22 protein-coding genes are annotated in these 22,184 nt (G+C 69.3%); 14 read left to right on the top strand and 8 right to left on the bottom strand.

The genetic code is table 11. The features are described from left to right. The first annotated feature begins 5 nt into the window (after positions 1 to 5). The 11 genes from GBZ26_RS01025 to GBZ26_RS00975 are packed head-to-tail and all read left to right on the top strand — an operon-like array spanning position 6 to position 10,160. Entirely contained in the window at positions 6 to 254 is a 249-nt protein-coding gene (locus tag GBZ26_RS01025; RefSeq protein WP_104675341.1) for an acyl carrier protein, read from the top strand. Continuing rightward, on the top strand, positions 235 to 816 hold the full coding sequence (locus GBZ26_RS01020) for a COG4648 family protein (RefSeq protein ID WP_174437195.1): 582 nt from the start codon (positions 235 to 237) through the stop codon (positions 814 to 816). The genes GBZ26_RS01025 and GBZ26_RS01020 overlap by 20 nt, the downstream gene beginning before the upstream one ends. Further along, a complete protein-coding gene (locus GBZ26_RS01015; RefSeq protein WP_174437194.1) occupies positions 813 to 2,522 on the top strand; it encodes an ApeI family dehydratase in 1,710 nt (569 codons plus the stop codon). The genes GBZ26_RS01020 and GBZ26_RS01015 overlap by 4 nt, the downstream gene beginning before the upstream one ends. Next, complete coding sequence (locus GBZ26_RS01010; protein WP_038529199.1) at positions 2,519 to 2,926, top strand: acyl-CoA thioesterase; 408 nt, start codon at positions 2,519 to 2,521, stop codon at positions 2,924 to 2,926. Before GBZ26_RS01015 ends, GBZ26_RS01010 begins: the two co-directional genes overlap by 4 nt. After that, positions 2,923 to 3,525, top strand: coding sequence for a LolA-related protein (locus GBZ26_RS01005; RefSeq protein WP_174437193.1), 603 nt, complete (start codon positions 2,923 to 2,925; stop codon positions 3,523 to 3,525). The genes GBZ26_RS01010 and GBZ26_RS01005 overlap by 4 nt, the downstream gene beginning before the upstream one ends. Beyond that, the gene (locus GBZ26_RS01000; protein ID WP_174437192.1) at positions 3,522 to 5,858 is read left to right on the top strand and encodes an MMPL family transporter; all 2,337 of its coding nucleotides are present in this window, start codon (positions 3,522 to 3,524) and stop codon (positions 5,856 to 5,858) included. The genes GBZ26_RS01005 and GBZ26_RS01000 overlap by 4 nt, the downstream gene beginning before the upstream one ends. Positions 5,859 to 5,907: 49 nt before the next feature. Further along, on the top strand, positions 5,908 to 6,534 hold the full coding sequence (locus tag GBZ26_RS00995; RefSeq protein ID WP_174437191.1) for a DUF3261 domain-containing protein: 627 nt from the start codon (positions 5,908 to 5,910) through the stop codon (positions 6,532 to 6,534). After that, positions 6,531 to 7,742 (top strand): beta-ketoacyl-[acyl-carrier-protein] synthase family protein, encoded by a 1,212-nt coding sequence (locus GBZ26_RS00990; RefSeq protein WP_174437190.1) that lies wholly within the window; start codon positions 6,531 to 6,533, stop codon positions 7,740 to 7,742. Before GBZ26_RS00995 ends, GBZ26_RS00990 begins: the two co-directional genes overlap by 4 nt. Continuing rightward, positions 7,739 to 8,215: a hotdog family protein gene (locus GBZ26_RS00985; RefSeq protein WP_174437189.1), complete on the top strand. Its 477-nt coding sequence runs from the start codon at positions 7,739 to 7,741 to the stop codon at positions 8,213 to 8,215. Before GBZ26_RS00990 ends, GBZ26_RS00985 begins: the two co-directional genes overlap by 4 nt. Continuing rightward, the gene (locus GBZ26_RS00980; protein ID WP_174437188.1) at positions 8,212 to 8,937 is read left to right on the top strand and encodes a 3-ketoacyl-ACP reductase FabG2; all 726 of its coding nucleotides are present in this window, start codon (positions 8,212 to 8,214) and stop codon (positions 8,935 to 8,937) included. The genes GBZ26_RS00985 and GBZ26_RS00980 overlap by 4 nt, the downstream gene beginning before the upstream one ends. Next, positions 8,937 to 10,160: a beta-ketoacyl-ACP synthase gene (locus GBZ26_RS00975; RefSeq protein ID WP_174437187.1), complete on the top strand. Its 1,224-nt coding sequence runs from the start codon at positions 8,937 to 8,939 to the stop codon at positions 10,158 to 10,160. Before GBZ26_RS00980 ends, GBZ26_RS00975 begins: the two co-directional genes overlap by 1 nt. A 10-nt stretch (positions 10,161 to 10,170) precedes the next feature. Here the strand turns inward: GBZ26_RS00975 and GBZ26_RS00970 are convergent, their stop codons facing one another. The 3 genes from GBZ26_RS00970 to GBZ26_RS00960 all read right to left on the bottom strand — a co-directional run bounded on the left by GBZ26_RS00970 (position 10,171) and on the right by GBZ26_RS00960 (position 14,003). Beyond that, a complete protein-coding gene (locus tag GBZ26_RS00970) occupies positions 10,171 to 11,688 on the bottom strand; it encodes a phytoene desaturase family protein (protein WP_174437186.1) in 1,518 nt (505 codons plus the stop codon). Between the two features lie 139 nt (positions 11,689 to 11,827). Then, on the bottom strand, positions 11,828 to 13,501 hold the full coding sequence (locus tag GBZ26_RS00965; protein ID WP_174437185.1) for a glycosyltransferase family 2 protein: 1,674 nt from the start codon (positions 13,499 to 13,501) through the stop codon (positions 11,828 to 11,830). Positions 13,502 to 13,577: 76 nt separating this feature from the next. Next, positions 13,578 to 14,003, bottom strand: coding sequence for a hypothetical protein (locus GBZ26_RS00960; RefSeq protein WP_174437184.1), 426 nt, complete (start codon positions 14,001 to 14,003; stop codon positions 13,578 to 13,580). Between the two features lie 149 nt (positions 14,004 to 14,152). Here GBZ26_RS00960 and GBZ26_RS00955 point away from each other — a divergent pair, with 149 nt between their 5' ends. After that, entirely contained in the window at positions 14,153 to 14,740 is a 588-nt protein-coding gene (locus GBZ26_RS00955) for a YajG family lipoprotein (RefSeq protein WP_174437183.1), read from the top strand. A gap of 277 nt (positions 14,741 to 15,017) precedes the next feature. Here the strand turns inward: GBZ26_RS00955 and GBZ26_RS00950 are convergent, their stop codons facing one another. The 5 genes from GBZ26_RS00950 to GBZ26_RS00930 all read right to left on the bottom strand — a co-directional run bounded on the left by GBZ26_RS00950 (position 15,018) and on the right by GBZ26_RS00930 (position 19,762). Then, positions 15,018 to 16,103, bottom strand: a complete 1,086-nt coding sequence (locus tag GBZ26_RS00950) for an Ldh family oxidoreductase (protein ID WP_174437182.1) — start codon at positions 16,101 to 16,103, stop codon at positions 15,018 to 15,020. Continuing rightward, complete coding sequence (locus GBZ26_RS00945; protein ID WP_174437181.1) at positions 16,100 to 16,843, bottom strand: SDR family oxidoreductase; 744 nt, start codon at positions 16,841 to 16,843, stop codon at positions 16,100 to 16,102. The genes GBZ26_RS00950 and GBZ26_RS00945 overlap by 4 nt, the downstream gene beginning before the upstream one ends. Before the next feature lie 117 nt (positions 16,844 to 16,960). Next, positions 16,961 to 18,241: a TRAP transporter large permease gene (locus tag GBZ26_RS00940; protein WP_174437180.1), complete on the bottom strand. Its 1,281-nt coding sequence runs from the start codon at positions 18,239 to 18,241 to the stop codon at positions 16,961 to 16,963. Positions 18,242 to 18,243: 2 nt separating this feature from the next. Beyond that, entirely contained in the window at positions 18,244 to 18,747 is a 504-nt protein-coding gene (locus GBZ26_RS00935; RefSeq protein WP_174437179.1) for a TRAP transporter small permease, read from the bottom strand. Positions 18,748 to 18,775: 28 nt separating this feature from the next. After that, positions 18,776 to 19,762 (bottom strand): C4-dicarboxylate TRAP transporter substrate-binding protein, encoded by a 987-nt coding sequence (locus GBZ26_RS00930; protein ID WP_174437178.1) that lies wholly within the window; start codon positions 19,760 to 19,762, stop codon positions 18,776 to 18,778. A gap of 481 nt (positions 19,763 to 20,243) precedes the next feature. Between GBZ26_RS00930 and GBZ26_RS00925 the strand changes: the two genes are divergently transcribed. Both GBZ26_RS00925 and GBZ26_RS00920 read left to right on the top strand, forming a co-directional pair. Further along, positions 20,244 to 20,939 carry a GntR family transcriptional regulator gene (locus GBZ26_RS00925; protein WP_174437177.1) on the top strand — a complete coding sequence of 232 codons (696 nt, stop codon included), beginning with the start codon at positions 20,244 to 20,246 and terminating at the stop codon, positions 20,937 to 20,939. 172 nt (positions 20,940 to 21,111) lie between these two features. Next, positions 21,112 to 21,960, top strand: coding sequence for a sugar phosphate isomerase/epimerase family protein (locus GBZ26_RS00920; protein WP_174437176.1), 849 nt, complete (start codon positions 21,112 to 21,114; stop codon positions 21,958 to 21,960). Positions 21,961 to 22,184: the final 224 nt, after the last annotated feature.

Genomic DNA, 22,184 nt, shown 5'->3' with positions numbered 1-22,184 from the left:
GGGCCATGCTGACGCCGGATGAGATTTACGCACGTCTGCAGAGCTATCTCGAAGACATGTTCGAGGTGCCGCCCGAGAAGATTTCCCGCGAGGCGCGGCTGTTCGAGGATCTCGACCTCGACAGCATCGACGCGGTCGACCTCGTGGTGAAGCTGCAGGAACTGACCGGCCGCAAGTTCAAGCCCGAGGAGTTCAAGAGCGTCCGCACGGTCGGCGATGTTCTCGACCGTGTGCATGCCCTCCTCCAGGAATAGGCCGATCCCCTTCGGCATCGCGGCCCTGGTCGTCGCCGGAGCCCTCTATCCCGTGCTGGTCTATGGCGGGCGGGCTCTGGTGCCGCCGCTGGCCTTCGTGGCGGTGGCCCTGGCGCTGATCGGCGCGCGCTTCGCCATTTGCTCCTCGCCTGCGGCGCGGGTCTGGCGCCTGCCGCTGGCGGTGGCGGCGGCCGTGGTCGGCGGGCTCGCCGCGCTCGATGGCGCGCTGGCGGCCAAGGCCTATCCGGTCGCGCTCAGCCTCGGCACCGCGGCGGTGTTCGGCGCCTCGCTGCTGCGCCCGCCCAGCCTCGTCGAGCGGTTCGCCCGCCTCCATGAGCCCGACCTGCCGCCGGCCGGTCAGGCCTACTGCCGCACCGTCACCGTGGTGTGGACGGTCTGGCTGGTGTCGAACGCCGCCGTCGCCGGCGCTCTGGCCCTGTGGGGCAGCGACGAGGCGTGGGCGCTGTGGACCGGGCTCGTCGCCTACATCGTCATGGGCCTGTTGTTCGGCGGCGAATTTCTGGTCCGCCGCTCCATGCGCCGGAGGCACGCCGGGGCATGACCGCCATCCCGCTTTCCCGTCTGTTCGCCGTGGGGCGGCCGGACGACGCGCCGGTTGCCGACGGCGTCACCTTCGCCCGCTTCCGCGCCGACGTGGCCGGCAACGCGGCACGGCTGAAGGGGTGCCGGCGCGGGCTTCTGGTCGCGGCGGACGGTTACTGGGGAGCGGTGGGGTTGTTGGCGCTGCTGCACGCCGGCGCCGAGGTGACGATACCGCCCAACGCCCAGCCGGGAACGCTGGCCGCCCTGACCGCGGACGGGGCCGTGCCGGTCGGCGGCGACCTGCGGCCGGGCTGGGAGAGCATGACGTTGTCGCCGCTCGACCCCGAGACGCCTTTGACCTTCTTCACCTCCGGCTCGACCGGCGAGCCGAAGCGGGTGGTTCGCACCCTCGGCATGCTGGAGGCTGAAGCGCTGGCGACCGAGGCCGTGCTCGGACGGCTCGCCGGGCCAACCGCTCGCGTGCACGCCACGGTCCCCCACCAGCACGTCTACGGTCTGAACTTCCGCCTGCTGTGGCCGCTGGTCACCGGCCGCCCCTTCGCCAGCGCCATGCACGAGTTGTGGGAGACCGCGCTGGCCGCGCTCGACGCGGGGTCCGTGCTGGTCACCAGCCCGGCGCACCTGACCCGGCTGGCCGGCATCGCGCCGCTGCCGCCGTCGCGGCGTCCGGCGCTGGTGCTGTCGGCCGGAGCCCCGCTTCCGGAGCCCGCTGCGCGCGAGGCGGCGGCCCTCTTAGGCACGCCGGTCACCGAGATCTTCGGCAGCACCGAAACCGGAGCCATCGCCCACCGCCGCCGCGAGGCCGGTGATCCGTCCTGGCGCCCGCTGCCCGGCGTCGTTGCCGGCCGCACCCCGGACGGTCGCCTGCGGGTCGGGGCGACGCATGTCGAGGGTGGGGAGCATGTCGGCTCGGACCTCGTGGAGATGGCCGAGGACGGCGGCTTCCGCGTCCTCGGCCGCGCCGACCGGATCGCGAAGGTGGAGGGCAAGCGCGTCAGCCTGCCCGAGGTGGAGGCGCAGCTGCGCCGGTCCCCCCTGGTGGCCGACGCCGCTGTTTTGACGCTGGAGCAGCTCTGTGCCGTCGTGGTGCCGAGCGCCGAGGGCGGGGCGCGCCTGGCGGACCTCGGCGCCTTCCGCTTCGGCCGCCTGCTGCGGCGGGAGTTGTCCGCCGTTCAGGAGCCCGCCGGCCTGCCGCGCCGCTGGCGTTTCGTGAGCCGTTTGCCGGATGGCGCGCTGGGCAAACGTCGGCATGCCGACATCGCCGCCCTGTTCGAGGAGAGCGCCCTGCCTGAGATCACCCTGCCTGAGATCGCCCTGCCTGAGATCGCCCTATCTGAGATCGCCACACATCGGCCGACCGCCCCCGACGTCCGCGCCGTCCGGCCGCTTGCCGACGGGGTGGAACTGGACCTCTTCATCCCTGGGGACCTTGCGCAGCTCGATGGTCATTTCCCCGGCATGCCGATCGTGCCGGGTGTCGCGCAGATCGATTGGGCGGTGATGTTCGCCAACACGCATCTCGGGCTCGGGATCGAGTCGGCGCAGTCGTTCCAGGTGAAGTTTCGGCGCGTCACCGTTCCGGACACGCTGGTGACGCTGGCGTTGCGCCACGCCCCGGCACGGCGGCGCCTGTCCTTCGAGTACCGCTGCGGGGACGCGACGCTGTCCTCCGGCTCCATCGGCGTGGAGGGGACCGCCCCATGATTTCGGCAGAGGTCAGCACCCGCGCGCAGTTCTACGACCTGGACCCCATGCAGGTGGTCTGGCACGGCAACTACGCCCGGTATCTTGAGCAGGCGCGCTGCGCGCTGCTCGACCGCATCGGCTACAACTATCCGGAGATGGCGTCGTCGGGATACGTGTTCCCCATCGTCGACCTCCACGTGAAGTACGTGCGGCCGATCCGCTTCGGCCAGTCGATCCGGATCACGGCCACGCTGGTCGAGTATGAGAACCGCATCCGCATCGACTACCGCATCCACGACGAGCCGAGCGGCGAATTGCTGACCAAGGCGCGCACCGTGCAGCTCGCGGTGAAGGAGGACGGGGCGGAGCTGTGCTTCGAATGCCCCGCGGTGTTCACGGACAAGGTGAGGGCTCTGCTGTGACGCGCATCGTCGTCTTCCTCCTGGCGCTGCTGGCCGCCTTCCCGGCACTGGCCGCCGAGACGTTGAGCGAGGGGCAGGTGCTGCGCGGCGCCTTCGTGCAGGAGCGTTTCCTCAAGGGCTTCCAGGCGCCGCTGAAGAGCGAGGGCCGCTTTGCCCTGGCGCCCGGCCGCGGGCTGATCTGGCACACCGAAACCCCCTTCGCCGTCACCACCGTCATGAGCCCCGCCGGTCTTGTTCAGGAGGTGAAGGGCAACGAGACCATGCGCCTGCCCGCCGCGCGCCTGCCCTTCATGTCGAAGCTCTACACCATGCTGGGCGGCGCGCTGACCGGAGACTGGAAGGCGCTGGAAGACATGTTCGCGGTGGAGCGCGGGGGCGGCGCCGACGCCTGGACCCTCCACCTGACGCCGCGCCGGGCCGACGACCCGACCATGCCGATCCGCGCCATCGACGTCCGCGGCGGGCGCTTCGTGGACGAGGTGGAGATCGTCAAGCCCGACGGCGACCGCGACCGCCTGACCTTCCGCGACCAAGTCCTGAAGGCGGAGCCGACGACGGCGGACGAGGCGGCGCTGCTGGCATCGGCGAGCCGTCCGTGAGACGGCTGGGGGCGCTGTTCTGGCTCGCGCTCGTCCTGCTGGCCAGCGGCTATCTCGCCCTGCGCCTCCACGACGGGCTGGGCTTCCGCACCGATCTGCTGGCCCTGCTGCCGCGCGAGGAGCAGGACCCCGTCCTGCAGCGCGCCAACGACGCGGTGACCAAGGCGCTGGGTCGCCGGGTGCTGGCGCTGGTCGGCCACGCCGACCGCGAAACCGCCCGCAAGGCGGCGACAGCGCTTGGCGACGCCCTCCTGGCCACGGGGCAGGTGGAACAGATCGGCGAGGGCATCGACGTCGACCGGCTGAAGCGGCTGGGGGCTCTCTACTTCCCCCATCGCCAAAGCCTGCTCAGCGATGGCGACCGGGCGCTGCTGGCGGCCGGCAAGGGGGAGGAGATCGCCACCCGCGCGCTTTCCCAGGCGTTCGGCTTCGCCGGGCTCGTGGACGCCGGGCTGCTGCGCACCGACCCGTTCCTGCTGCTGCCCTCCTTCCTCACCAACCTGCCCTTCCCGCTGTCGCGCCTCACCCCCGACGAGGGCATGCTCAGCGTCACCGAGGACGGCACGACCTGGGTGCTGGTCAGCGCCGTGCTCGCCGGCGAGCCGTTCGAATTGGACTTGCAGGACCGGCTGGTCGGCGCCTTCGACGCCGCCGTTCGGGACATGCCGGGCGTCACGGTGAAGCGGCTGGGCGCCGTGTTCTTCGCGCATGCCGGCTCCAAGACCGCGATCACCGAGGCGTCCACGCTCGGCACGCTGTCGTTGTCGGGCACCATGCTGCTGGTGGGGCTGGCGTTCCGCCGGCCGGGGCCGCTGCTGCACAATCTGCTGGCCCTGGGCGTCGGGATGACGGTCGGCCTGTGCGGCAGCCTGCTGCTGTTCGGCGAACTGCATGTGGCGGCGCTGCTGTTCGGGTCCAGCCTGATCGGGGTGGCCGTGGACTACAGCCTGCATTACAGCGCCAGCCTGTTCGACCCCTTGTCGGGAAGCCCGCGCGACCGGCTGCGCCACGTGCTGCCGGGCATCGCGCTGGGGCTGGTCACCACGTTGATCGGCTACGCGGCGCTGATGCTGGCACCCTTTCCGGGGCTCCGGCAGATCGCCGCCTTCTCGATCATCGGGTTGGTGGGCGCCTTCCTGACGGTGGTGCTGTGGCTGCCGGCGCTCGACCGGGCGGGACGGTTGACGCACGGCGCCTGGATGCTGCGCGCCGCGGCGGGCCTGTGGAGCTTCTGGGAGGCGCGGCGCTGGCGCGGCGTGCGCCTCGTTCTTGTGCTGGGCTGCGCGCTGGCCGGAGCGGTCGGGCTGGCGCGGCTGTCGGCGGACGACGACGTCCGGCGGTTGCAGGCGGTCTCGGCGGAGCTGAGGCACGAGCAGGACGAGATCCAACGGTTGATCGGCGCCACCACCGCCGCGCAGTTCCTGCTGGTGCAGGCCGCGGACGACGAGGCGGCGCTGCGGCTGCAGGAGAACCTCGCCGCCACGCTGGCCGGGCTGAAGGCGAAGGGAAGCATCGCCGGCTACCAGATGCCGGCCGCCTTCGTGCCGTCCGCCCGGACGCAGCGGGAAAACCGCGCGCTGGTCGCCAGGGCGCTCGACGGTCCGCTGCTGGCGGCGCAGCGCGCCAGCCTCGGCCTGCCGCCGGCCGATCCGAATGATAAGGGGCCGAACAGCAAGGCGCCGGAGGGGGTGCTGACTCTGGGCGATGCGCTGGCGGCGGACAGCGTGCCGTTCCTGCGCGACCTCGTGCTCGGGCCGGGGCTGCACGTGGTAGCCTTGCAGGGCCTGAACGATGCGGACGCCGTGCGCGCCGCGGTGGCCGGCACGGCCGGCGTCCGGCTGGTCAATCCGACGGCGGACTTCTCGGCGCTGCTCGCCAAGTACCGGCACCGGGCGCTGCTGCTGACCGGGCTGGCGGGGTTGCTGATGCTGCCCGTGCTGATGTGGCGCTACGGCTGGCGAGGGGGGCTGTGGGCGCTGCTGCCGCCCGCGGCGGCGCTCATCCTGGCGCCGGCGGCGGTGGGGCTGATGGGCCAGGACTTCACTTTCTTCCATGCCATGGCACTGGTGCTGATCCTGTCCATCGGCGTGGACTACGCCGTCTTCTGCGCGGAGAGCGGCGTGGAGCAGCAGCCGGTGACCATGCTGGCGGTGTGGCTGGCGACGCTGACGACCCTGCTGTCTTTTGGAATGCTGGCCTTCAGCGCCGTTCCGGCGGTGCACAGCTTCGGCGTGACCATGCTGGTCGGAATCTCCATTGCCTTTCTTTTCGCACCGCTGGCCGCGCGCGGCACACGCCATAATGAAACCACAAACAATGCGCGGCTACTCTGATTGGTGTATGCTCTACGTCAGATTCGCTTCTGGGAAATCGCCTCACGTCATGACCATGCATAAGGGGTGGGTCGCGCTCCTGTTCCTGCTCGGAGCGTGCGCCTCCGTGCCCGGCAGCGCCCCGGCGGACCCAAGCACGCCGCTGCTCGCCCCCGGCGAGCCGCTCGCCCTGCCGCGCCCCTCCGATCTCGGGCAGAGCGTCGAGGCGGCGCAGCTCATCACCGCCAGCCGCGACGGGCAGACCTTCGTCTTCGAGGGCCGGATCAGCGTCACGCCGGAGCGCTTCCTGCTGGTCGGGGTGGACAGCCTGGGCCGCCGCGCCATGACCGTCACCTGGAGCGATGCCGGGCTGGAGGTGGAGACCGCCCCCTGGCTGCCTCCGGCCCTGCGGCCGGGCAGCATGCTGGCCGACATCGTCGTGCTGTACTGGCCCGAGGCGGTCGTGCGGCAGGCGCTCGCCCCCGCGGGCGGCACGCTGAGCGCCGACGCGCACCGGCGCAGCGTGCGCATCGGCGGCAAGGAGGTGCTGCACGCCGAACGCAGCTGGGCCGACGGCGCGCCGTGGACCGGCACGCTGCGCTACGCCAACCTCGCCTGGGGCTACGAGATCGAGGTGCAGTCGATGGCGGCATCCACGGCGGCATCCACGGCGGCCTCCACGGCGGCGGCGCGATGAGCCGCCCGCTCGCACTTGCCGCCCTGGGCCTCGCCACCCCCATCGGAACCGGGGCGGGCGCGGTCGCCGACGCCTTGTTCGCCGGCACCCGCGACGGCCTGCGCCCACGCTCCGGCTTCGTGCCCGGCCGCGCGGTGCATGTCGGTTCGGTGGACGCGCCGCTGCCGCCGGTGCCGGCGGGGCTGGAGACCTACGACTGCCGCAACAACCGCCTGCTGTTGCTGGCCCTGGAGCAGATCCGCGACGCCGTCGAAACGGCGGCAGCACGCCACGGCCGGCACCGGATCGCCGTGATCATCGGCACCAGCACCTCGGGCATGGCCGAGGCGGAGGCCGGCTTCGCGGCGATGCGCCGCGACGGCGCGTGGACGGGTCCGTTCCATTACGACCAGCTTGCCACCGGCGGACCAGCGGAGTTCGCGGCGCGCGCGCTCGACCTGCCGGGGCCGGCCTACACGGTGGCGACGGCCTGCTCCTCCAGCGGCAAGGTGTTCGCATCCGCCCGGCGGCTGATCCGCGCCGGGTTGTGCGACGCCGCTGTCGTCGGTGGCGCCGACACGCTGTGCGGCACCACGCTCGGCGGCTTCAGCGCGCTGGAGGCGGTGTCGGCGGGCCTCTGCAACCCCTTCAGCGCCAATCGCGACGGCATCAACATCGGCGAGGCGGCGGCGGTCTTCCTGCTGACCGCGGAGGACGCCGCGGTGCGGCTGCTGGGCGTGGGCGAAAGCTCCGACGCGCACCATGTCAGCGCCCCCGACCCGGAGGGCCACGGCGCCCTCGCCGCCATGCGGGCGGCGCTGGACGACGCCGGGCTGACGCCGGCGGACATCGCCTACGTCAACCTGCACGGCACCGCGACGGCGCTGAACGATTCCATGGAGGGCAAGGCGGTGCACGCGCTGTTCGGCGGCGCGACCCCGTGCAGTTCCACCAAGGCGATGACCGGCCACACGCTGGGCGCCGCCGGGGCCTGCGAGGCGGCGTTCCTCTGGCTGACGCTGAACCCGGCCCACAACCCGGACGGCCGGCTGCCCCCGCATCTGTGGGACGGTGCGCCCGACCCGGAAATCCCGCCGCTGAACCTGATCGGCCCCGGCGCCACCTTCTCCGGCGGGCTTCCCGCCGGGCCGGCGGCGATGCTCAGCAACTCCTTCGCGTTCGGCGGCAGCAACGTGGCCCTGGTGCTGGGCCGGGGGGAATGGCGATGAGCGCGTGTCCGTGGCCCATCGAGGATCTGCTGCCGCACGCACGCCCGATGATCCTGCTGGACGAGGCGGTCGGACGGGTGGACGGCCGCTTCGTGTCGGCGCTGACCGTGCGGGAGGGGGCGCCCTTCGTGGTGGCGGGGCGCGGCGCCCCGGCCCATGTCGCCGTGGAGTGGATGGCGCAGACCTGCGGCGCCCAGGTCGGCGCCGAAGCCAGGGAGGCCGGCGGCGACGTCCGCCTCGGGCTGCTGCTGGGCACGCGCGACTTCCGCGCCTCCGTCCCCTGGTTCGCCGTCGGCGAGCGGCTGGAGGTGTCGGTGGCGCCGGTCTTCCGGGACGAGAACATCGGGTCTTTCGATTGTGTGGTGACGCGCGCGGGCACCGGGGAGGAGCTGGCGAAGGCGCAGCTCACCGTCTACCAGCCCGAGGACACGGCCGCGCTGCTCGCCAGTCAAGGGGTACAGGTCAAACCATGAAGAAGACGATCCTGGTCACCGGCGCCAGCAAGGGCATCGGCCGCGCGGTCGCGGAACGGCTGGCCGCCGACGGTTTCGCCGTGGTGGTGCATTACGGCCGCGACGCGGCCGGCGGCGAGGCGACGCTAGCCGACGTCCGCAAGGCCGGCGGCGAGGGCCGGCTGCTCGGCTTCGACATCGCTGACCGCGACGCCGCCCGCGCCGCGCTGGAGGCCGACATGGAGGCGCACGGCCCTTACTGGGGCGCCGTCCTGAACGCCGGCATCGCCCGCGACGCCGCCTTCCCGGCCATGGCGGACGACGATTGGGATTCGGTCCTCAACACCAACCTCGACGGCTTCTACAACGTGCTGAAGCCGCTGGTGATGCCGATGGTCTCGGCCCGCAGGGGCGGACGGATCGTGACGCTGTCGTCGGTGTCGGGGCTGATCGGCAACCGCGGGCAGGTCAACTACAGCGCCGCGAAGGCGGGCATCATCGGAGCCACCAAGGCGCTGGCGATCGAGCTGGCGAAGCGGAACATCACGGTGAACTGCGTGGCGCCCGGCATCATCGAGACGCAGATGACCGACGGGCTGCCCATGGAGGAAGCCCTGAAGCTGGTCCCCATGCGCCGCGCCGGCCAACCGGAGGAGGTGGCGGCGGTGGTGTCCTTCCTGTGCTCCGACGGGGCGGCGTACGTGACGCGGCAGGTGATCGCGGTGAACGGGGGTATGGTGTGATGCGCAGGGTTGTCGTCACGGGCATGGGCGGGGTGAGCGCGCTGGGCGAGGACTGGCCGACCATCCGCGCCCGCATGGCGAAGGGCGAAACCGCCGTCCGCACCATGGCGGAGTGGGACCGCTTCCACGGAATCAACACGCGCCTCGCCGCCCCGGTGACCGGCTTCTCGGTGGACGACCGCTACCCGCGCAAGAAAACGCGGACCATGGGGCCGGTCTCCCGGATGGCGGTCTACGCCACCGAGAAGGCGCTGAACGACGCGGCGCTGCTGAACGACCCGTTCGTCCGCGGCGGGCGCGTGGGCATCGCCTACGGATCGTCGTTCGGCAGCCCCGCCCCGGTGATCGCCTTCGCCGAGCTGATGACCCAGGGCGCGTCGAAGACGCTCAACGCCACCAGCTACATCCAGATGATGAGCCACACGGCGGCGGTGAACATCGGGCTGTACTACGGCGTGACCGGCCGCATCATCCCGACCAGCAGCGCCTGCACCTCCGGCAGCCAAGCCATCGGCTACGCCTACGAGGCGATCAAGTGGGGCAAGGCCGACGCCATGATCGCCGGTGGCGCCGAGGAGCTGGACGTGACCGAATCGGCGGTCTTCGACACGCTGTTCGCCACCTCCACCCGCAACGACCGCCCGCACACCAGCCCGCGCCCCTACGACCGCGACCGCGACGGGCTGGTGATCGGCGAAGGCGCCACCACCCTGGTCCTGGAGGAACGCGAGCGCGCTCTCGCCCGCGGCGCCAACATCCACGCGGAGATCGTCGGCTTCGCCTGCAACTCCGACGGCAACCACGTCACCCAGCCGCAGGCCGGGACCATGGAGATCGCCCTGCGCCTGGCCTTGGAGGACGCCGGGGTGTCGGCGGACGCCATCGGCTTCGTCAACGGCCACGGCACCGCCACCGAATGGGGCGACATCGCCGAGACCGCCGCGACCCACGCCGTCTTCGGCCCGCGCGCGCCCATCCATTCCCTGAAAAGCTATTTCGGCCATTCATTGGGCGCCTGCGGCGCCCTGGAGGCGTGGCTGGGCATCGAGATGATGCGCGAGGGCTGGTTCGCCCCCACCGCCAACCTGGAGAATGTGGACGAACGCTGCGCCGAGCTGGACTACATCATGGGCGAGGGCCGGCGGATCGACGCCGAATTCCTGATGTCCAACAATTTCGCCTTCGGCGGCATCAACACGTCGCTGGTGTTCCGGCGCGGGTAGGCGGGCAAGCCTACTCCGCCGCCTCGGCCTCCGCCGGGATCCCCGTCGCCAGGTTCGCCGCGCTCACGCCGGAGATCACCACCGCCTCGACGCCGGGACCGCTTTGGCAGCCGGCGCCGACCAGCATGAGCCCCGGCAGCGGCGTCTTGTTCGGCGGGCACCATTGGCCGCGGGCGGCGCCGTAGATGGCGCCATTGTCGGCGAGCGCGTAGCGGGTGAAGGTCGTCGGGCTGGCCGTCTGGCGGTAGAGGATGCGCCCCCGCAGTCCGGGAAGCACGCTCTCCGCCGCGCTGACCAGACGGTCGGCGAAGGCTTCCTTGCGCCGGCGGTTGGCGGCCTTGTCGGCGGCGAACCACTCCGCGGCCTCCGGTTCGGGCCGCAGGCAGAGCATGGTGACGGCGGCGTGGCCCTCCGGGGCCAGGGACGGATCGACCGCGCTCGGGTTGCCGATTCCGAAATGCAGGCCGTCCGCCCCGACGAACACGCGGGCCGGCAGGTCCGGGACGCCCTCAACCGCGAGGCTGACCAGCACCGCCGTGGGGCCGCGCTTCAGACCCTTCACACGCTGGGCGTAGCGCCTGGGCAGCAGGGCCGGATCCACCAGCCGCGTCAAGGTGCCGACCACGTCGGAATTGGCCAGCACCAGCGGCGCCCGATGCACCGTCCCGTCGGCGGTGGCGATGCCCGCGGCCCGGCCGTCCTCGGTCAGGATGCGTTCGGCGCGGGTGCGCAGATGGACGGCGCCGCCCTGCTCCCGCACCACCGCGCACAGCAGCTCCGCCAACCGCTGGGAGCCGCCGGCCGGGTACCAGCCGCCTTCCAGATAGTAGCCGAACAGCGGTGCCATCTCACGCACGGGCAGCAGCTCGGGGCGGTCGGTGACGTACTCGCTGATGGTGGTCAGCAGGGCCTTCAGCCGCGGGTCGCGCAGATGGGCGTCCAGCATCTCGGCGTAGGGACGGTGCATCCAATGCCACGCATCGGGCCGGCGGGCGGTCCAGGACCGCATCTCCTCCAGCGTGGCGGGCGGCATCGGCACGCCGCCGGTCTCGTCCACATCGGCGTAGAGATCGGCGTAGACGCGCCCCATCTCCGCGAAGAAGGCGGCGATCCCCGGAGCCTCTTGCGGGAACAGCGCCTGGAGGCGCGTCACCAGATCCGCCGGCTGGTCCGGCACATCCAGGCACAGTCCGTCCTGCACATAGCGGTGGCGGACCCGGCGCCAATCCATGCGCTGCGCCACACCCAGGCCGTCCAGCAGCCGCCGCAGCGGACCGCGCGGTCCCAGCCCGCTGAAATCCTGCACCCCGGCGTCGAAGACGTAGCGCCCCACCGAACCGTCCCGGCCGCGGACCTTGCGCAGCCAGGAGGAGCAGTAGCCCCCCGGCCGGTCGTGCGCCTCCACCACCAGCACCTTCAGCCCGCGCGCCGCCAGCGTCGCCGCCGCCGACAAGCCGCCGATCCCGGCGCCGACCACCACCGCATGGTGCTCGTGCTCCCCGGCCGGCCAATCGCCGAACGTCGGCATCGGCCACGCCGAGGACTGACCGGACGAGGAACGATGCGTCATGGAAGGAAAGCCGGGCCGTGCAGGACGAGGGTCGCATACTGTGTGCGCTCCGCCCTCCGCGACTCCATCTTAGGCTGTATCATTGCGTGGGGAGGTCTCACCGCTGTCCGGCCTTCGGGTCGGCCCAGAAGTCGAAGAAGTTGTACCATTGCAACGGGTCTCGCAGGCAATGGTGTTCCAGCCTTGCGGCATAGCGCGCGGCGAGCGCGGCGAGCGCCTCGTCCTTCCCGCGGCGGGGCAAATCGATGCGCTCGGCGAAGGGCTCGAAGGTGACGCGGTGGCCCTGTCCCTCGCGCAGGCAGAACAGGAGGTAGACCGGGCAGCCCATCAACGCCGCCAGCACGTAGGGTCCCTGCGAGAAGGCGGCTTCCCGGCCGAGGAACGGAACCCGGCTGACCCGGCCGTTGAACTCCACCGGAGTGCGGTCTCCGGCGATGGCGATCCACTCGCCACGCTCCACCCTCTCCTTGAGATCGATGGCGGTCTGCGGGCCGATGTCGGTGACCTGTATGGTGTGGTCCGCGGCGTCGGGACGGACGGAGCGGATCATCCGGTTGTAGCGGACGGCGTGCCGCGTGTGCAGCAGCACGTTGATGTCCTTCTCGAACCGGGTCCCCAGGCAGGCACGCGACAACTCCGCGTTGCCCAGATGCGAAACGATCAGCAGCGCCCCCCGCCCCTCCGCGGCGAGACGGCCCAGCGGCTCCGCGCCGTCGACGGCGATGGGACCGGTGCGCTCCGGGGCAGCCCAGGCGATGAAGGTGTCGAGCGCCTTGACGGCGAAGCTCATGTGGTGGCGCAGCCCGTCCCGCCAGGAAGGCGCGGGCCGGCCTTTCGCCGCGTTGGCTTGCGCCAGGAAGTCCAGCGAATGCCGCCGCCCCGCGGCGTTGGTCGCGTAGAAGTAGCTGACCACAGGCCACAGGAGCGCGATGCAGCCCGGCCGGCCGAGCAACCGGTAGACCAGCGTCACCAGCCTCATGCCCCACCAGGCGCCCCGCTCCCCCACGGTCGACCAGTGCGCCTCGGCTCCCGTTTTCGGCGGACGGTTGCGCAGCACCGCGGGCAGCCGCAGCAGCATGGTCAGCACGAGGCGCGTGTGCATGCGCGTCAGCAGCAGGTTGTCCCGCAGGAGATTGAAGTTGGAGGTGTTTCCCTCGGGATAGATCACCCGCACGGGGATGTGGATCAGCGGAACGCCGCGCCAGAACAGGCGGACGACGATCTCCGGGTCGAAGTCCATGCGGGTGCCGATCCGCTCGCTGTCCAGCACCGCCATGGTGGGGGCCAGCGGGTAGACGCGGAAGCCGCACATGCTGTCCTTCACCCGCAGCGACAGCGTCTCCACCCAAATCCACACATGGGTGGCCCAGCGCGCGATCAGCCGCGAGCGGGGGACGGAGTGGTCATAGACCGGCCGGCCGCTGACCAGCGCATCGGGATGCGCCGCCGCGGTGGACAGGAGGTCGGCGACGGCCGCAAGGTCATGCTGCCCGTCGGCGTCCACCTGCACCGCGTGGGTGAAGCCGCGCTCATGAGCGCGCCGGAGACCGGCCATGACGGCGCCGCCCTTGCCCCGGTTCACCTCAAGCCGCAGCACCTCGACTCCGTCCGCAGGGGCGTGCAGCGCCGCGATCGCGGTGCGGGCCGGCTCGCCGCTGCCGTCATCGATCAGGATGACCTCCAGCCCATGCCCCCGCAGCGCCGCGACGATTCCGCCGAGCGCCGTGTGGTGGTTGTGGCTGGGGATGATGGCGCAGGTCCGGATGCTCATGCCGTCTCCATGAGGCTTGCCGGTCGGAGAAGCGACCTCCTACCCCTGTTGCCGGCGCAACGTCAAGCGACCGAACTCAGCGGCGGGCGGCGATCTGGTCCAGCCTGGCCGCAATGTCGCGTTCGAGGTTGCCGACCCAGCGGTTGTAGGCCCGTTCCACCCCGTCGTTGCTGCGCTCCATGTTCTTGGCGCTGACATACTGGATGCGGTAGCTCCGGTTCGAGAACAGCACATCGGCCTCGGCCACCCACGGCCACTTGGTGTAGGTGGCGCGGACCTGTCCATCCGCAAGGTGCTGGAAACGCCAGCCGCGCCGGGCGCCGGCTTCGACGATGGCGAGTTCGATGGCGTTCAGCGGCAGGGCCTGCGCCCCAGGGGGCACAGGGTGCTCCTGGGTCGTCGTGATCGGCCGGGTCTGGCAGGCGGCCAGAAGGAGAATGGCGGCAGCCGCCAGAATATTGCGCACAGGCCGGTCCTTTTCGGTGTGGCGAAGCTGCGGCATACTTCCTTTTCGGGTGGTTTCCGTCAATGCCCATACTTAAGATTTTAGTTTTTCCCTCCCTTTTCTTCACGTATATGCTCGTCCAAGTGGCAACAGCGCGCGCGAACACGCATGCAAAGGCCGATTCACGAACCGAAGGAACCGCAGGGATGCGAAAGGCCGCGTTGGGGGCTCTGATGGCAGCAAGTTTGCTGGGCGCATGCTCGACCCATCAGGTGCCGATGACCTACAGTCCGGCCGCCGTCCAGAAACCGCCCTTGGCGAAGCCGGATGTCGAGGTGCTCACCGTCACCGACGCGCGCAAGTACACCGGCAAGCATCTGGGCGCCATCCGCGGCGGTTATGGCAACGCCTTGAAGACCATCGAAGCGTCAGGCCCCGTCAAGGACGTGGTCCACAAGGCTTTCGAGGACGCTCTCAACGCGCGCGGCCTTCTCGCCTCGACCGATGGCGGGAGCTACGGTCTGGACATCACGGTCGAGAAGCTCGATTGCAGTCAGTTGGTCCGCAAGGAGGCGCACGCGCGGTTCCGCGTCGCGGTTCTGAATAAGAACACGGGCCAGCCGGTCTACAGCAAAGTCGTGGAAGACAACCGCGAGGACACGGGAAACCCGTTCGCAACCGGCGTCTTCGGCTCGGTTGATGAGTTGAGCAAACTGGCCAACAACAGCATGCAGGCGGCCATTGACCAAGCCCTCGACAACCCCGCCTTCCTCACCGTTGTCAGAGCACGCTGAACGGCCGTGGAAACCGGCAGCAGCCATAAATGGCGCGGCCTCAGGCAACTGGTTGCATCTCAACTGACCAGGGCTTTTCCGCCCTCATGACAGACAGTCCCCTGGAATCGTTTGGTTCCAGGGGTTCTGATCAGGTCCCTGCTTCCCCGTCGCCGGGTTCGCCTTTCATCCTGGGCGAACCGAGCTCACCCGACTGTTCGGGAAAAAGGGTCCTGTTCTGCCATCATCACGCGCGCACACGACGAGTTTGCGACCGAGCCGTCCAGTCCATCCGGCCTCATGTTGGTGAGGTCACCGGAACCGGGGTGGGAATGCCGTAGGTCTGGGCGAGTTGGCTGAAGGAGTCGATGGTCGTCTGGTCGATGGGAATTCCGAGCGTCCTGCGGCGCTCCGCCTCCGCCCATTCGCGGTCGCCGGGCGCCATGACCGTTCGGCCCGGCACGGCCTGGGACCCGCGAAGAGCATCCAGATAGCGCGCCATGTTGTTCTCGAAGTCTTCCCGCGGCAGAAAGGCGTCCGGACGGATCGCCATCACGAAGGCGCCCATGCCGCGCGGCGTGCTCATATCCGGTCCCGGCATCGGCAGGATTTCGAAGCTCAGCTTCATGCCGGTCAGAACGGCGCTCAGGATCTCCACGAAGCCCGCAAGCCCGGCCCCCTTGAAGCCGAACTCCCCGCCCAGCGGCGCCAGCATCTCGGCCCGTTCGGGATCGGTGGTGTCGCGCCCCTCGGGGTCCGATGCGGTGGCTTCGGGAAGCGCAAGCCCGAGGCTGCGGTAGAGCTGGACGCGGTTGTAGGGGATGGCGCTGGTGGCCATGTCGAACAGCCACGGATCGCCGTCCTTCACCGGAACGGCGATGGCGATCGGGTTGGTGCCGTGGAAGCGCTCGGCGCCGTCGTGCAGCCTCATGAAGCTGTCGGAGTTGCAGAAGGCCATGCCGATGCAGCCCGCCTCCGCCGCGGCGAGGGCGAAGGCGCCGGCCGGACCGAAGTGGGAGTTGTTGCGGATGGCGACCGCGCCGATGCCGAACCGGCCGGCCAGCTCGACCGCCTTTTCCTGCGCGCGGTAGGCGCCGAGCGCGCCGTGGGCGTGGTCGGCGTCCAGCGTGGCGACAGCCCCGAACTCGGACAGGATGCGCGGGGCGGGCCGCGGGTTCACCCGTCCCTGGCTCATGGTGGCCACATAGTGCCCAAGCAGCCGCACACCATGGCTGTCGACCCCGAGCCTGGAGCCGTGCATCATCGCGCGGGTGGCCGCGTCCGCCGTCGCCTCGTCCGCTCCCGCGGCCACAAACACCGCGCGGCAGAAGGAGTCCAGGGCATCCGCGCCGTAGCGCGCGGTCGGCTGAGCCGGTCCGGTCACAGCGTCTGTCCCCCGTCGGCGACGAGCAGGCTGCCCGTCATGAAGCCGGATTCGTCGCTGGCCAGATACACCGCGGCGGCGGCCATCTCCTCGACGGTGCCCAGGCGGCCCATCGGCTGGCGGGCGATGAACTGCGCCCGCATCCCCTCCGGGTCGGCGCTCGACTGGATGCGCTCCTCCAGCGACGGCGAGTGGGTGGTGCCCGGGCACAGCGCGTTGCAGCGGACGCCGACGCCGATGAAATCGCGGGCCACGGCCTTGGTCAGGCCGATCACCGCCGCCTTGCTGGTCCCGTAGGCGGTGCGGTTGGCGACGCCGGTCAGGCTCGACGCCACCGAGGCGACGTTCACGATGGAGCCCCGGCGCCGCTCGATCATACCCGGAAGCACCGCGCGGATGGTGTGGAACATCGAAGTGACGTTCTGGTCCAGGCTGCGCGCCCAGTCCTCGTCGCTGCAATCCAGGATGGTGCCGTTGTGGACCCACCCGGCGTTGTTGACGAGGATGTCGAGCGGCCCGGCCTCGGCGACGACGCGCCGGACCGCCGCCGGATCGGTCACGTCGAGCGCGACCGGGGTGATCCGGGAATCGATGCGGGGCAGATCCTCCATCTTCGACAGCGTGCGGCTGGCCGCGACGACGCTGGCCCCCTCCCTGGCGAAGGCGAGCGCGATGGCCCGTCCCATGCCCTGTCCCGCGCCGGTCACCAGCGCGCGTTTTCCGTCTAGTCTGCCGGTCATCGTGTTTGGAACTCCACCGGTCGGCGCCACACGGGGCGCCGGATTGGACGCAAGGATTCGGTGTGCCCGCGGGCGGGGCGGGCGGCGTCTCCGCCACCCGCGCCCGCCGCGCCGCCATCATCCGAAGAGCAGGTTCGGGATCAGGAGGATCAGTTCGGGCACGAAGATCAGAAGCAGGGTCGTCAGCCCGATGGCGATCATCAGAGGCAGGGACTCCCGCACATAGGCGCCCACCGACACCCTCAGGATCGAGCAGACGGTGAACATCGCCGCCCCGACCGGAGGCGTGAAGTTGCCGATCGTCGCCGCGACGATGAAGACCACGCCGAAATGCACCGGATCGCCGCCCATCGCCCGCACGGCGGGCAGGAAGATCGGCGTCATCATGATGATGATGACCGTCGCGTCGATGAACAGGCCCGCCACCAGAACCAGGAGGACGATCAGGACCATCACCAGCTGGACGTTGTCGGTGAGGCTGGTCAGGGACGACGCGATGACTTCCGGAATGCGCTCGAAGACGATGCCGTAGCTGAAGATCGCCGACAGGCTGATGAGGAACATCGCGGAGCCGACGTCGGCAAGACTGATCTCCAGCGCCTCGATGAAGCTCTTCGTCTTGAGCCTGCGGTAGACCACGAAACCGATGAACAGCGCGTACAGCACCGCAAAGGCGCCGATCTCCGAGGGTGTGAAGATGCCCATGCGCAACCCGACGAGCAGGATGACCGGGAAAAGCAGCGCCCAGACGCCGCCCCTGAGAGCGCTGCCGACTTCGGCCAAGGACGCCCGTTTCGCCCGCTCGGGAGGGTACCCGCGCTTGTTGGAGGTGTACCAGACGGCGATGCTCATGGCGATGCCGAGCAGAAGCGCCGGGGCGAAGCCCGCCGCGAACATGCGTCCGATCGACACCTGGCCGATGGTCCCGTAGAGGATCATGCCGATGCCCGGCGGGATCAGCGGGGTGAGGAGCGAGGTGAAGGAGATCACGCCGGCGGTGAATCCGCGCGACATGCCCCGTTTCGTCATCTCCTCGCCGAGGATGCGCGACTGCATCGCCGCGTCCGCGATGGCTGATCCCGACACGCCGCCCATCAGCGCCGACAGGACAATGGAAATCTGGGCGAGCCCGCCCTTGAAGTGACCGGTGGCCACCGACGCCAGATTCAGCAGGCTTTCGGTGATGCCCGACCGGTTCATGTAGTTGCCCGCCATGATGAACAGGGGAACGGCGAGCAGGGCGAAGTTCTGGGTCTGGGAGACCGTCACCTGAAGCGGGATGGTGAAGGGCAGTTCCGGGTGCTGAAGGAAGAACAGCACCCCCGAGATGCCGATCGCGAAGGCGACGGGCATGCCGATGAGGAGGAAGACCGCGAAGGCCAGAACGACAAGCAGCATGGTCAGGCGACCTCCCCGCTGGCGGCGGCGGTGCACGGGACGCCGTCGGACCGCATCAGGGCCCGGATCTTGAGAATGGTGGTGATGAGCATGAGGGCTGCGCCGACGGCGATGCTGGCGGTGACCCAGGAATAGCTGACGCCGGGAATGCCGTTGAAGGTCCGGGACCGGCTGGTCCAGGCGAGCAAGGTGCCGCCGTAGATCGCATAGCAGAGGAACAGCGCGATCACCGCGTAGTTCACGAACAGCAGGGCCCGCTGGTACCGCTCGGACAGCTTCGCGGTCACCAGATCGAGGGACATGAGCATGTCCTTGCGCCAGGCGATGTCAGCGCACAGGAACACCGCCCAGGCGAAGAAGCAGGTCGCCAGATCGATGGTCCAGTTGAGCGGGTGCTGCATCATCCGCGCCACACCGCCGAGCAGAAGCAATCCCACCATCAGCATCAGGAACAAGCCGGCGAGGATCGCCTCCAGCTTCAGTACATAGTCGTAAAGAGTCTTCATAAGGCAGGCCTCGCCGGCTTCGGGTGACTTAGCGACCCATTTCCTTGTAGACAGCCGCGCGCACCTCGGTCAGGCCGAGCGCCTTGTAGGCGGCGTCACCGGCCTTGCGGAAGGCCTCCAGATCGACATTGTCGGTCACCTTCATGCCGCCCTTGACCAGCGCGGCCTTCTCGCTCTCGGCGGCGTCGGCGAGCACCTTCGAGACTTTCTGGCCGGCGGCGCTGCATTCCTCGACCAGAGCGGTCTGGTAGTCGGCGGGAAGCTTCTTGAACCAGGCCGCGCTCACGACCTCGAAGTTGATCAGCGTGATATGGCCGGTCTCGCTGACGTTCTTGATGACCTCCTGGAGGTTGGAGGGGCGGATGTTGGCGTAGGTCAGTTCCGCGCCGTCGACGGCCCGCTGCTGGAGGCCGGGGTAGATGTCGCCGAAGCTCATCGCCGTCGGGGCCGCGCCGATGGCGCGCACCGATTCCTGCCAGATGGGGGCCGGCGGGGTGCGGATGCGCAGGCCGGACAGGTCGCCCGGGTTGCGGACCGGCTTGTTGGCGAAGACATGGCGCTTGCCCTGCACGAAGTCGAAGCAGACGACCTGGAGACCGTGCTTGTCCGCCAGCTCCGTCTTCCACTTCTTGACGATGTCGAGCTTCGACAGCGCGAAGGCCTCGTCGAGCGTATCGACGAAGTATGGGCCGTTCAGGACCGCGATCTCGCGAACATAGTTGCCGAGGCGCGCCGCGTCGGTGTTCTGGCCGATGTTGGCGCCCTGGCGGATCTGCTCGATGATGTCTTCCTCGTTGCCGAGCTGGGCGCTGTGGAACACCTCGATCTTGAGGCCGCCGTTGGTCCGCTCTCCGACGCGTTTGGCCCACTCCTGGAACGCCGAATGATAGGCTTCGACCGGGCTGTGGACGTGGTTCATGCGCAGGATGTGCTTTTCCTGGGCCTGGGCCACGCCCATACCAGCGATCAGCGACAGCGCAGTGGCTCCGAGAAAAGCGCCAAGGCGCTTGGACATGTTGGTCACTTCCTACTCCCTAGAATTTCTTATCGGTTCGGAGATAAGGGGCACCCGTTGCCTTGAGCGCGGAGCCTGGTACTTCCCTTATACCATTGGTTTTCTGTTCGCCCCTGCGGAGCGGACAGACGATGCGCGGATGGTGAACGGCTCAGCCCACGCAACGTTCGGTTATCTTGCACACTTGTATCCAAGGATGCAAGGTGCTACGGATCATCCATAAAGCGTTTTGATTGGTGTCCAATCGAACCCGTGTTCGGGCGGGATTCCGCCGGGCGGGGGCGACCTGGCGGAAGGAAGGCGCAACCAATAATGTCAAAGTGTTCGTCCGGCTGTACCAGACATCGGTTCGGCTCCGTCCCCGTTCCGAACGGTGTTGGGCGCCGCCGCGACCTTGCGCGGGCCAGTACGAACCGGCGATAATCACGATTCTGGGCTCGGGACGGGCGATATCCGCTTACGCAGGAGCTGGGAGAATACGGTGAAGAACGAACGGCTGGTGTTGGAGCGCAACACACTGGACAGCGTGATCTACAAGGAACTGCGGAAGAGGATCATTTCGCTGTCGCTCCATCCCGGCTCGATGATCTACGAAAACGCCGTCGCCGACGAATACGGCGTCAGCCGGACACCGGTCCGTCAGGCCTTCTCCCGTCTGGCGAACGAAGGCTTGTTGAGCATCCTGCCGCAGCGCGGCGCTCAGGTTTCGCACCTGTCCGTGGCCAAGGTGAAGGAGGCCCAGTTCATCCGGGAAGCGCTGGAGGTGTCGGCGTTCGGTGAGGTGGCGCGCATCTGGAACAAAACCGCCGATCACAGCGCGGCGCAAAGCAAGGCGCTGTCGCTGATCGAGCAGCAAAGACAGGTCGTGCGGGAGAAGGACTATGTCGGTTTCACCGAACTGGATGTGGCGTTCCACGACACCGTCATCGGGGTGCTGGGGAACGCCATGCTGCTGGAAATGCTGAGCGACGTGAGGACGCATCTGACACGGGTGCGCTTCCTCGAGTTGCAGGAGGCCCATCATGAGGACGATGCGATCGCCGACCACGTCAAGCTGATGCGCTCCATCATGGCGAACGACGTCGCGGGAACCCAATCGCTGCTGCTGGCCCATCTGAAAATGATCGAGGCGATGCGCGACGACATCCTCAAGCGTCACGACATTCTCTTCGAATAGACGCCGTCCGGGAGCCCTGCCGGGGGCATCGCCGGACGCTTGATCCAAACATCGCTGACGGGCGCAGGCCCGAGCCGGTCGGACAACCGGCGGGAACGGGGCTGCTTGCCCTCCGCGAACCGACAGCAAGACCAACACCCCCGCACGTGGGGCACAATCGGGAGGAGACGAGATGAACAGACGGTCGATCCACAGCTACACCTGGATTCCGAAGTGGTCCACCGCGGACGGCGCCTACGCGGCCGAGCGCGCCGCGGCCTTCGGCTATGGCCAGTTGGTCGTGCCGATCCGCGACCATGACAGCATCGAACCGGCGGCCATCGCCGCTCTGTGCGAGCGGGCCGGAGTCCGCCCCGTCGCGACCTCGCCGCTTCAGGTGGACAACGACATTTCGAGCACCGACCCGGAGGTGCACCGCCGCGGGATCGAGCGGCATTGCGCGGCGCTCGCCCTGGCGCGCGACATGGGCGCCGACCGCATGGGCGGCATCCTCTACAGCGCCTTCGGCAAGGCGTCGAAGGTGCCGGGCGACGCCAACGTCCAGGCGGCGGCGGACGGCTTGCGGATCGTCGCCGAACGGGCCGCGTCCTACGGGATGCTGCTGGCGCTCGAAGTGGTCAACCGGTACGAGAGCAACCTGATCAACACGGCGGAACAGGCCGTCCGGATGGTCAAGCTGATCGGCGCCGACAACGTCCGCATCCATCTCGACACCTTCCACATGAACATCGAGGAGAACGACCTGCTGGGCGCGCTTGAGCTGGCGATGCCCTATCTCGGATATTTCGAGATCGACCAGAACCACCGGGGCCGCCTGACGGAGGGGTCCATCGACTTCGCCCCGATGCTGCGCCGCTTGAAGGCGGCCAACTATCAGGGGCTGATCGGCGTCGAAGCCTTCTCCTCCGCCGTGTCGCACCCGGACATCACCGCGGGCGTCGCGTCCTGGCGCAACCTGTTCGACCATGGCGACGACGTGGCGCGCGACGGGCAGCTGCTGCTCGATCAACACGGCCTCTAACGACGCCCGCCGCCACCGGCGCCCCCCGGCCAACGGGTCGCGGGTGTGCGCCGGGCGGCTCTGGTGATGAGACCCTGACCTCCCACCCAATGCACGCCCAGACCACAAGCCCCGTGCTAATGTCGGATCGGCTCAACAATGAAAGGGTCCAGGCCGGTCATGGCTCGACGATGGTCTTTCGCTGTGCTGACGATCCTTTGCGGGGTTTGGATCACCGGTGACGC

It is taken from the genome of Azospirillum formosense (genome assembly GCF_013340925.1).
Lineage (GTDB): Bacteria > Pseudomonadota > Alphaproteobacteria > Azospirillales > Azospirillaceae > Azospirillum > Azospirillum formosense.
Note: the sequence above shows the minus strand (reverse complement) of the source record. Positions and strands in the feature narration are given on the sequence as shown.

Bases quoted from the DNA above. Each gene is read 5' to 3' on its own strand.
- GBZ26_RS00920 (WP_174437176.1), top strand. From the start codon at position 21,112: ATGAACAGACGGTCGATCCACAGCTACACCTGGATTCCGAAGTGGTCC.
- GBZ26_RS01015 (WP_174437194.1), top strand. From the start codon at position 813: ATGACCGCCATCCCGCTTTCCCGTCTGTTCGCCGTGGGGCGGCCGGAC.
- GBZ26_RS00985 (WP_174437189.1), top strand. From the start codon at position 7,739: ATGAGCGCGTGTCCGTGGCCCATCGAGGATCTGCTGCCGCACGCACGC.
- GBZ26_RS00990 (WP_174437190.1), top strand. From the start codon at position 6,531: ATGAGCCGCCCGCTCGCACTTGCCGCCCTGGGCCTCGCCACCCCCATC.
- GBZ26_RS00995 (WP_174437191.1), top strand. From the start codon at position 5,908: ATGACCATGCATAAGGGGTGGGTCGCGCTCCTGTTCCTGCTCGGAGCG.
- GBZ26_RS00945 (WP_174437181.1), bottom strand. From the start codon at position 16,843: ATGACCGGCAGACTAGACGGAAAACGCGCGCTGGTGACCGGCGCGGGA.
- GBZ26_RS00940 (WP_174437180.1), bottom strand. From the start codon at position 18,241: ATGCTGCTTGTCGTTCTGGCCTTCGCGGTCTTCCTCCTCATCGGCATG.
- GBZ26_RS01025 (WP_104675341.1), top strand. From the start codon at position 6: ATGCTGACGCCGGATGAGATTTACGCACGTCTGCAGAGCTATCTCGAA.
- GBZ26_RS00970 (WP_174437186.1), bottom strand. From the start codon at position 11,688: ATGCCGACGTTCGGCGATTGGCCGGCCGGGGAGCACGAGCACCATGCG.
- GBZ26_RS00955 (WP_174437183.1), top strand. From the start codon at position 14,153: ATGCGAAAGGCCGCGTTGGGGGCTCTGATGGCAGCAAGTTTGCTGGGC.
- GBZ26_RS00965 (WP_174437185.1), bottom strand. From the start codon at position 13,501: ATGAGCATCCGGACCTGCGCCATCATCCCCAGCCACAACCACCACACG.
- GBZ26_RS00935 (WP_174437179.1), bottom strand. From the start codon at position 18,747: ATGAAGACTCTTTACGACTATGTACTGAAGCTGGAGGCGATCCTCGCC.
- GBZ26_RS00960 (WP_174437184.1), bottom strand. From the start codon at position 14,003: ATGCCGCAGCTTCGCCACACCGAAAAGGACCGGCCTGTGCGCAATATT.
- GBZ26_RS00980 (WP_174437188.1), top strand. From the start codon at position 8,212: ATGAAGAAGACGATCCTGGTCACCGGCGCCAGCAAGGGCATCGGCCGC.
- GBZ26_RS01020 (WP_174437195.1), top strand. From the start codon at position 235: ATGCCCTCCTCCAGGAATAGGCCGATCCCCTTCGGCATCGCGGCCCTG.
- GBZ26_RS00930 (WP_174437178.1), bottom strand. From the start codon at position 19,762: ATGTCCAAGCGCCTTGGCGCTTTTCTCGGAGCCACTGCGCTGTCGCTG.
- GBZ26_RS01010 (WP_038529199.1), top strand. From the start codon at position 2,519: ATGATTTCGGCAGAGGTCAGCACCCGCGCGCAGTTCTACGACCTGGAC.
- GBZ26_RS00975 (WP_174437187.1), top strand. From the start codon at position 8,937: ATGCGCAGGGTTGTCGTCACGGGCATGGGCGGGGTGAGCGCGCTGGGC.